This window comes from Oleiphilus sp. HI0067, assembly GCF_001635735.1.
Window position 1 is genome coordinate 1 of record NZ_LWFI01000568.1, and the last position, 2,090, is coordinate 2,090.

General features: G+C 45.6%; 1 protein-coding gene. It reads right to left on the bottom strand.

Translation table 11 applies throughout. The features are described 5' to 3' along the window. Nucleotides 1-94 precede the first annotated feature (94 nt). On the bottom strand, nt 95-1,888 hold the full coding sequence (locus tag A3739_RS06625) for an acyl-CoA dehydrogenase C-terminal domain-containing protein (protein WP_068481677.1): 1,794 nt from the start codon (nt 1,886-1,888) through the stop codon (nt 95-97). Nucleotides 1,889-2,090: the final 202 nt, after the last annotated feature.

Consider the following 2,090-nt stretch of genomic DNA (forward strand, 5'->3'; position numbering starts at 1 on the left):
CTAAAGCGCTCAAAGAACGCCGTCAGCCAAAAAAATCGCGCGCATTATAACGCAAAAAAGCCCGCAAAGCGGGCTTTTTCATGAATAATGACAATTAGAATGCGAAGTTTTCTTCGTCGATTGCCATCATCGAGTCGCTACCTGCAGCAATCATCTGCGCGTGTGCAGCTGTGCGTGGAAGGATACGATCGAAGTAGAACTGTGCAGTTTGTACTTTAGCTGTATAGAAACCAGTTTCAGTAGTACCAGCGTCTAGCTTTTCTTGAGCAACTTTAACCATTTGCGCCCAGAAATATGCCAAGCATACGTAACCAGAGTACATTAGGAAGTCTACAGAAGCCGCACCAACTTCATCACGGTTCTTCATAGCATTCATGCCAACTTTCATTGTGATGTCGCCCCACTCTTTGTTAAGAGTAGTTAGTTTCTCGATGAATGGTTTCAAGGCTTCGTTACCTTCGTTAGCCTGGCAGAACTTATGTACCTGCTTAGTGAAGTTGCGAAGTGATGCACCCTGGCTCATAAGGATCTTACGACCAAGTAAGTCAAGCGCCTGAATACCAGTAGTTCCTTCATAAAGAAGTGCGATACGCGTATCACGAACAATTTGCTCCATGCCCCATTCAGCAATGAAACCGTGGCCACCGAATACTTGTAAACCGTGGTTAGCAGCTTCAAAACCAGCTTCAGTACAGAATGCTTTCAAGATTGGCGTCAAGAAGCCAAGCATCTCATCAGCAGCTTTCTGATCTTCACCTTCACCGTGAGCAACTAGGTCAGCCTGTTGAGCTGCATAGTAGATCATCGCACGAGAGCCTTCCGCGATAGCTTTCTGAGTAAGAAGCATACGACGAACGTCAGGGTGCACGATGATTTGGTCAGCTTTACCTTCTGGGTTCTTAGGACCAGTCAATGAACGCATCGCCAAACGATCTTTAGCGTATGTAAGTGCACCTTGGAAAGAACCTTCCGCAGCCGCAAGACCTTGAATAGAAGTACCGATACGCGCAACGTTCATGAACGTAAACATGCAGTTTAGGCCCTTGTTTTCTGGACCAATCAACCAACCTTTCGCGCCATCGAAGTTCATCACACAAGTTGAGTTACCGTGAATACCCATCTTGTGCTCAATAGAACCACAAGAAACAGCATTACGCTCACCTGCTTCACCGTTTGCATCAGGAAGACACTTAGGAACGACGAACAAAGAAATACCTTTTGTACCTTCCGGAGCACCTGGAAGACGTGCCAGTACGATATGAACGATGTTATCGACCATGTCGTGCTCACCAGCAGAGATAAAGATCTTAGTACCAGTGATAGCATAAGAACCGTCAGCGTTTGGCTCAGCTTTAGTAGTAAGGATACCTAGGTCAGAACCACATTGCGGCTCAGTCAAACACATAGTACCTGTCCACTCACCAGAGATAAGTTTAGTCAGGTAAGTCTCTTGCTGCTCAGGTGTTCCGTGCTCTTCAAGTGTTGCACGTGCACCGTGAGATAAACCAGGGTACATACCCCATGCCCAATTAGCAGTACCAACCATTTCACTGAGAATGATGTTGATCGATTCTGGAAGACCTTGACCACCGTGCTCAACAGGAGCGTTCATTGAAGGCCATCCGCCTTCTACGTACTGCTGATATGCTTCTTTAAAACCAGTCGGCGTTTTAACACCGTCTTCGCTCCAAGTACAACCTTCTTGGTCACCTGATTGATTAATAGGTGCAAGAACTTCTTCACAGAACTTAGCGCCTTCAGCAACGATCGCATCGATCATGTCAGGAGTTGCATCAGTCGCACCGATGTTTTGGTAGTGCTGTTCGCTATCAAGCACTTCGTCCATTAAGAACTTAATGTCTCTTAGGGGAGCTTTATATTCTGGCATAACGTTACCTCAATTTTATTCGGTTTCGTTTGAAAACTAATTAAATTTCAAAGCCCGTGTTAACAGTACACGTGCCGGTTTCGACTCTAAATCAAACGAGTGTTTGAAACATACGTTCGCTTGTATGCTTTGTCAAGCATTACGAGAAACTAAAAGAGAACAAACAGGAGTGCGTCTCGCACAAAAACGCGAACCTTTAAAC

Excerpts from the sequence above, each read along its gene's own strand:
- A3739_RS06625 (WP_068481677.1), bottom strand. The coding sequence starts at position 1,888 with ATGCCAGAATATAAAGCTCCCCTAAGAGACATTAAGTTCTTAATGGAC.